7 protein-coding genes are annotated in these 6746 nt (G+C 73.8%); 3 read left to right on the top strand and 4 right to left on the bottom strand.

Annotation, left to right across the window (positions count from 1 at the left end; translation table 11 throughout):
- Together HUX53_RS10540 and HUX53_RS10535 are read left to right on the top strand one after the other, a co-directional pair.
- Positions 1 to 1386 (top strand): TIGR02680 family protein (locus HUX53_RS10540; protein WP_176402973.1); only part of this gene is annotated, 1386 nt, incomplete at its 5' end.
- Positions 1383 to 2600 carry a TIGR02679 family protein gene (locus HUX53_RS10535; RefSeq protein ID WP_176402972.1) on the top strand — a complete coding sequence of 406 codons (1218 nt, stop codon included), beginning with the start codon at positions 1383 to 1385 and terminating at the stop codon, positions 2598 to 2600. The genes HUX53_RS10540 and HUX53_RS10535, both read left to right, overlap by 4 nt.
- Positions 2601 to 2653: 53 nt before the next feature.
- Here the strand turns inward: HUX53_RS10535 and HUX53_RS10530 are convergent, their stop codons facing one another.
- Together HUX53_RS10530 and HUX53_RS10525 are read right to left on the bottom strand one after the other, a co-directional pair.
- Positions 2654 to 3688: a phosphotransferase gene (locus HUX53_RS10530; protein ID WP_176402971.1), complete on the bottom strand. Its 1035-nt coding sequence runs from the start codon at positions 3686 to 3688 to the stop codon at positions 2654 to 2656.
- Positions 3685 to 4653, bottom strand: a complete 969-nt coding sequence (locus tag HUX53_RS10525) for a hypothetical protein (protein ID WP_176402970.1) — start codon at positions 4651 to 4653, stop codon at positions 3685 to 3687. Before HUX53_RS10525 ends, HUX53_RS10530 begins: the two co-directional genes overlap by 4 nt.
- Positions 4654 to 4791: 138 nt before the next feature.
- Here HUX53_RS10525 and HUX53_RS10520 point away from each other — a divergent pair, with 138 nt between their 5' ends.
- A complete protein-coding gene (locus tag HUX53_RS10520) occupies positions 4792 to 5610 on the top strand; it encodes an SAM-dependent methyltransferase (RefSeq protein WP_176402969.1) in 819 nt (272 codons plus the stop codon).
- Here the strand turns inward: HUX53_RS10520 and HUX53_RS10515 are convergent.
- Both HUX53_RS10515 and HUX53_RS39975 read right to left on the bottom strand, forming a co-directional pair.
- Positions 5607 to 6434: a PQQ-binding-like beta-propeller repeat protein gene (locus HUX53_RS10515; protein WP_217919309.1), complete on the bottom strand. Its 828-nt coding sequence runs from the start codon at positions 6432 to 6434 to the stop codon at positions 5607 to 5609. The genes HUX53_RS10520 and HUX53_RS10515 overlap by 4 nt on opposite strands.
- Positions 6431 to 6637 carry a PQQ-binding-like beta-propeller repeat protein gene (locus tag HUX53_RS39975; protein ID WP_217919306.1) on the bottom strand — a complete coding sequence of 69 codons (207 nt, stop codon included), beginning with the start codon at positions 6635 to 6637 and terminating at the stop codon, positions 6431 to 6433. The genes HUX53_RS10515 and HUX53_RS39975 overlap by 4 nt, the downstream gene beginning before the upstream one ends.
- Between the last annotated feature and the right edge of the window lie 109 nt (positions 6638 to 6746).

The following is a 6746-nucleotide window of genomic DNA, read 5'->3' as shown; positions in this document are numbered from 1 at the left end:
TGCCAGCGCCAGCCGGTAGCCGCCGAGGAGCACCGGGCGCTGGTCGAGACGGCGGGCGCCGCGGTCGACGAGCTGTTCCGGCGGCTGGACGGGGTGAAACGGTCGCTCCGCGAGCGCGACGCGGCCGAGACGGCGGCCCGCGACCGGGAGCGGTCGGCGCTGGAGGCGCGCGGCAAGGCCGCGGGGAACCGCGACCGGCTCGGCGAGCAGATCACCGAGGCGGCCGGGGACCGCGACAGAGCCGTCGCCGAGTTCCGCGCGTTCGCGGCCACCGGGCTGCTGCCCGTCGCCGTGCCCGGCCTGGACGTCCCCGACCCGGCCGAGGAGTGGGCGGCCAACCCCGCCGTCCTGCTGGCCCGCGCCGTCAACACCGAACTCGACGCGGTGGACGACGGCGACGGCCCGTGGGACCGCGTCCAGAAGAAGGTCACCGAGGAGCACAAGCTGCTGTCGGACGCGATGTCCCGGCACGGGCACTCGGTCGGCCTCACCCTGCACGACGGGATCATGGTCGTGGACGTGCTGTTCCAGGGCCGCAGCCGCGATGTCCCCGGCCTGGCGGACGCCCTCGACGCCGAGACCGGGCAGCGGGCGCGCCTGCTGTCGGCCCGCGAGCGGGAGATCCTGGAGAACCACCTGCTGAACGAGGTCGCGGGCACCCTCCAGGAGCTGATCGCCGCCGCCGAGGACGAGGTGCGGGAGATGAACGCCGAGCTGACGTCCCGGCCGACGTCCACCGGGATGCGGCTGCGGCTGGTCTGGAAGGCCGCCCGCGACGCCCCCGAAGGGCTCGACCGCGTGCGGGAGAAGCTGCGGCAGACCATCGACGCCTGGTCGGGCGACGACCGCGCCGCCGTCGGCCGGTTCCTGCAGGAGCAGATCGCGCGCGAGCACGCCGACAACCCGGCGTCCGGGTGGACCGAGCAGCTCACCCGCGCGCTGGACTACCGGTCGTGGCACGCGTTCACGATCCAGCGGCTCCAGGACGGGCAGTGGCGTCCCGCGACCGGCCCGGCGTCCGGCGGCGAGCGGGTGCTCGCCGCGTCGGTGCCGCTGTTCGCCGCCGCGTCCGCGCACTACAAGTCGGCGGGCAACCCGCACGCGCCCCGCCTCGTCGCGCTGGACGAGGCGTTCGCCGGCGTGGACGACGACTCGCGCGCCAAATGCCTCGGCCTGCTCGCCACCTTCGACATGGACGTCGTCATGACCAGCGAACGCGAATGGGGCTGCTACCCGCAGGTGCCGGGACTGTCGATCTGCCAGCTGTCCCGCCGCGACGGCATCGACGCCGTCCTGGTCACGCCGTGGCGGTGGGACGGCCGCGAACGCGTTCGCGTCGACCTGCCCGAGGATCCCTCATTCGGCCAGGCGGACGTCTTCGGATGACCGACGACCGCCTGCGCCGCCTGCTGGGCGGCCCGGACACCGCCTGGCTGGTGCGGCGCGTCCGGTCCCGCCTGGAACGCGGTGGCTCGCTCACCGGCAAGGTCACCCTGTCCGAGGCGACCCCGCCGCAACGGCGCGCGATCGAACTCCTCCTGGGCCGCCGGGCCGGCACCGGCACGTCGCTGTCGGTGTCGCTCCCCGAGGTCGACCGCGTCCTGCGCGCGAGCGGCGCGTCCCCGGACGGTCTGGCCGCCGCCGTCGAATCCCTGAACGGCCCCGTCCGCGACCTGGCCGGCGAGAACGCGTCGATCGCCGCCGCGTGGCGGGACGCTTTCGCCCCACTGGACGAGGCCCTCGCCGCCCGCCCCGAACTGTCCGGCTGGCGCTCCTGGCTGGACGCGACCGGTCTGGTCCGGCGGCTGGCATCCGGCCCGTCCGAGGCCGCCGACGTGCTGCGGTGCCTCGCCGCCGTGGTGCGCCGCCTGCCGTCCCCCGATATCCCGCTCGGCCAGTTCGCCGCCGAAACCTGTGGCCACGCCCACGCCTTGGACGAAGGCCCGCTCGCCACCCTGGCCCTCTCCTGCGCGCGCGCCCTCACCGGCCTGCCGTTCCGCGCGGACGGCGGCGCCGAGTCCCGCCGCGAGACCTGGGCCGCGGTCGGCGTCCACCTGGACGAACTCTCCTCGACAGTCCTGTGCCTGGGCCTCCCCGGCGACGCGCACACCCCCACCGGCCGACTGCTGACCGCCATGCAGGGCGAACCCGTGTCCCTCACCCTCCGCCAGCTACGCCGCCACACGTCCCCCATGAACGCGGACTTCGTCCGTATCTGCGAGAACCCGGTCGTGGTGGCCGCCGCAGCCGACGCCCTGGGCCCGTCCTGCCCGCCGCTGGTCTGCTGCAACGGCCGTCCATCGACAGCCGTATGGCGCCTCCTGGAACTTCTGGCCGAAGGCGGCGCCGAGTTCGCCTACCACGGCGACTTCGACTGGGGCGGGGCCGCGATCGCCGCCGCCGTCCACGCCCGCATCGGCTGGCGTCCCTGGCGCTACGACACGGCCGCCTACCTCGAGGCCGCCTCGAGCACGCCCCTGACCGGCCGTCCCGTCCCCACTCCGTGGGACCCGCCGCTGGCCACCGCGATGAAGAACCGCGCCGTCCGAGTAGAGGAAGAACAACTCCTCACCGGCCTCCTCGCCGACCTGACGACCTGACGCATCACTGCGGCGACCTCGGCCGGCGCGCCTCCACCAGACGGCGGGACGCGTCAGCCGGTGAGGGCCAGGGAGTCCAGGTCGCGGGCGTGGTGGGCGTGGCGGGTGGTCATGGTGCGGAACATCTCGTCGCCGCGTGCGGTGCGCTCGACGAGCATGGAGGCGCCGATGGCCATGACGATGCCGTGGAAGGTGTGGTAGCGGTAGGCGGTCCAGCAGTCGTCCCAGGTCAGGGCGACGCCGCGGCCGGTCAGGGCGGTGTGGTAGCGCTGGACGAGGTCCTTCTCGTGTGCGCGGCGGACCTCGACGGGCAGGCTGGAGCCGAGGAAGTACGAGAGGTCGGCGAGGCCGGGGCCGTAGGCGCACGTCTGCCAGTCCAGGACGGCGGCGCGCGGCCCGCCGAACAGCAGGTTGTCGGCGCGGAAGTCCCCGTGGGTGAGGGTGGACGGGCCGTCGCGCTCCGCCAGATAGGCGCCGATGGACGGGAGGAAGTCCTCGATCAGGGCGATGACCTCGGGGCCGAGTTCGGCGGCGTAGCGGTCCTTGAAGCCGGTGTAGAGGTCGGTGACCATCGCGGCGGTGAACGCGGCCGAGTCGGCGTCGTGCCGGTTGAGCCAGGGCAGCGCGGCGAGGCCGGGATCGTCCCAGCCGGCGGCGTGCAGCGCGGCCATCTCGGCGATCGCGGCGGCGGCGTCCGCGGGGGCGAGGCCGGCGAGCTGGTCGCCGGGGAGTGCGGGCGCGAGGTCGGCCAGCAGCACGGCGTACTCGTCCGGTTCGGGGTCGTAGCCGGAGAAGTAGCAGGTGGGGACGCCCGCGTCGAGGCGCTCGGCGACCTCGGCGTAGAAGCTCGCCTCGACCTCGTAGGTGCGGATGGCGCGGGCGGCGGCGCGGCTGGACGGGTCGGCGGCCGGGACCTTGGCGACCATCGTGACCGGAAGCGCGGTGTCGCCGGCGTAGGTGAGGAACAGGCGGAGGCTGTCGGACACCTGGCCGGTGCCGACCGGTTCGGTCTGGACGGCGGTGACCTTCGTGCCGAGCGCGTCGGACAGCCAGGACGCGGTGAGGGCGTCGGCGCCGGAGATGGTCATGCGCTCTCCTCGGCCAGGTGGGTCCAGCCGTGGTCCTCCCAGCCGGGCGGCTGGTGCCATTCCGTCCAGCCGTATCCGGTTCGTCCGTCCTCGGTGTCGAAGCGGCACAGGGCGCGGGGGAAGCGGGCTTCGCGGCCGTCGGGCGAGGTGACGGCGACCGGCGCGAACTCCACCGGGGTCACGGTCATCGGCGCGCCCGGGAAGCGAAGGTCGGAGCGGGCGGGCAGGCCGTCCGCGAAGGCGGTCGCGGCGGAGAAGCCGTCGCGGTGCTCGATCTCGCCGTCCGGCGGGACGGCGAAGCACGGCCACGCGAGCGGGAAGCCGATGTTGGCCTGCATGCCGTGGACGAACGTGCCGTCGCCGAGGCGGCCGGACGTCCACAGCCAGGAGACCTTCCACCAGTCGCGCTCGCCCCAGCTGTGGTCGCGTTCCCCGTGCGCGTCGATGGCGATCTTCCGGCCGCCGACGCTGACCAGGCCGGTGACGGTGCAGGGGATCTCGTAGCGCGGGATGTCCTTGTAGGGGTAGGCGCCGCTGACGGTGTCCCAGCGCAGGTCGAGGGACAGGCCCATGGTCTCGGCGGTGCCGAGGTCGCTCGCGGCCGGGTCGGGCAGGACGGCGGCGGTCCCGTTCAGGGTGACCCTGGCCGGGCCGAAGGGGTCGGTGATCTCCTGCGTCGCCGTGTAGGTCTCGGTGTGAACGTCGGCCGTGCCCGGCTTGGGCAGCGGCGCCTCGTTGTCGGCGACGATGAGGAGCGGCTCGCCGGGCCGCACCAGCGCCGCCCAGTACCAGGCGCGGTCCCAGTTGGGGTAGAGGCCGAGCCGGACGTAGCCGGCGATGGACCCGTCCGGGGCGGCGAAGTCGAAGTAGTAGGACTCGTTCCACAGCTGCTCAGGGCCGGGTTCGTGCAGCCCTTCGTCCGCGGGCTTCAGGGTCCAGGTGCCGTGCTCGATGATCCTCGCCATGGGCCCCTCCGGGATTCCGAACGCGATTCTAGAGCGCGATCTTAGCCCCGTCCCCGCGCTTCCAACAGGCCCCGCGGGCGGGCGCGGCAAAAGTATGATCTCCGGCAGACCGCGACACTCTCGGCGTTGGAGGGCCCTATGGCCGGGCACCCGGAGATCGACTCGTCCGTCCCGCATTCGGCGCGCATCTGGAACCACTGGCTGGGCGGCAAGGACAACTATCCCGTGGACCAGGAGGTCGGGGACGAGTTCCTCCGGATCTTCCCCGGGCAGGCGGACATCGCCCGGCACTCGCGGGCCTTCCTCGGCCGCGCCGTCCGGTACCTGGCGGGCGAGGCCGGGATACGGCAGTTCCTGGACGTCGGGACCGGCCTGCCGACCGTCGACAACACCCACGAGGTCGCACAGCGCGTCGCGCCCGACGCGCGCGTCGTCTACGTCGACAACGACCCGCTCGTCCTCACGCACGCCCGCGCGCTGCTCGCGTCCTCGCCCGAGGGAGCCACGTCCTACATCGACGCCGACGTCCGCGACCCGGACGCGATCCTGGCCAAGGCCGCCGAGACGCTCGACCTCGGCCGGCCGGTGGCGCTGCTGCTCCTCGGCATCCTCGGCCACCTCACCGACGACGAGGACCCGGAGGGCGTCCTCGCCCGGCTGGTCGCGCCGCTCGCGCCCGGCAGCCACCTGGTCGTCAACGACGGCACGAACGTGTTCGGGACGCCGGGCGCGGACGGCGTCGACGACACCGCCCGCGCCCGCGCGATCGGCCGCTACGTCGAGGCGGGCGGCATCGCCTACAACCTGCGCTCCCCCGAGCGGATCACCGGGTTCTTCGCCGGGCTGGACCTGCTGGAACCAGGCGTCGTCCCGGTGTCGCGCTGGCGTCCCGAGCCGTCCCCGTTCGGGGAGCCGCCCGAGGTGGACGCCTTCTGCGGCGTGGCCCGCGTCCCCTAGCGGCCGAACGCCAGCAGGACGGCGCCCTTGTCGTTCGGGTACGGCGTGAACATGTCGCCGCTCAGCACGTAGACCATGCCGTGGGACACGACCGCGCCACCGCCGCCGGAGATCGAGCCGCCGCGTCCCGTGCCGCCGTTGACGGTCGGGAAGTCGGCGATCGTGTCGAAGCTCCACAGGACCCTGCCGGTGCGGGACGAGTAGGCGCGGATCTTGCCGTCCATGCTCCCCGCCCAGACGAGGCCGGGAGTGGTGGTGACGGCGGTCGGGTGGCCGAGCCGGCAGATCCTCGGGTACTGGGACGCGCCGCCGGTCGTGCAGCCGTCCGCCGGGTTCGGCGTCTTCCAGATGACGTGGCCGGTGGCGGGGTCGAGCGCGAACAGGGTGCCCGGATTCGCCATGTAGGTCGCGACGTAGAGGCGGTGGCCGTCGTAGGACGACCCCCACTGGATGCCGCTGAGGCCGCCGCCCGGCATCGGCTCGGACAGCTGCCGCTGCCAGACGATCTTCCCGGTGCGGGCATCCAGCACGTGGTAGACGCCGACCTTCTGGCCGATGCCGATGAGGCGGCGCCCGTTCGCGGTGAAGATGTTCGGCGACGCGCCGAGGTCGAAGTCGAGCGCGGTGCCGTCCGGCAGGTTGGGGCAGTACTGCTGGTCCTCGGGGGACGGGCTGCTGCACTCCTGGCGCCAGGTGTCGACGTCGGTCATCCGGCGCGTCCAGCGCTCCTCGCCGGTACGGGCGTCGAGGGCGAGGACGGAGTCGAAGTGCCCGCCGCTGCCGGTGTAGTTCTGCCCGGTGCCGACGTAGAGGGTGCCGGTCATGGGGTCGATCGCGGGGCTGCTCCACACGCCGGCGCCGGACGGGGCGTAGCGCACTTGGGCGCGCCGGTGCGGGCGTCGAGGGCGCGGAACCGCCCGTCCGGGCCGCCGAAGTAGACGGTGCGTCCGACGACGGCGGGCTGGCTGTGCGGCGGGCCCGCCATCTTGGGGAAGCCGAACGCCCACTTGAGCCTGAGCTTCCCCACGTTCCAGGGGCGGATCCGGCGTTCCGCGGCGTTGTACCGGGGAGCCGTGCAGGTCCTGCTGCCAGGTGGGCCAGTCGCCACGCCGGGGGTGGCCGGACGCGACCGGAGC

Source organism: Actinomadura sp. BRA 177 (assembly GCF_013372625.1).
GTDB lineage: Bacteria > Actinomycetota > Actinomycetes > Streptosporangiales > Streptosporangiaceae > Spirillospora.
Note: the sequence above shows the minus strand (reverse complement) of the source record. Positions and strands in the feature narration are given on the sequence as shown.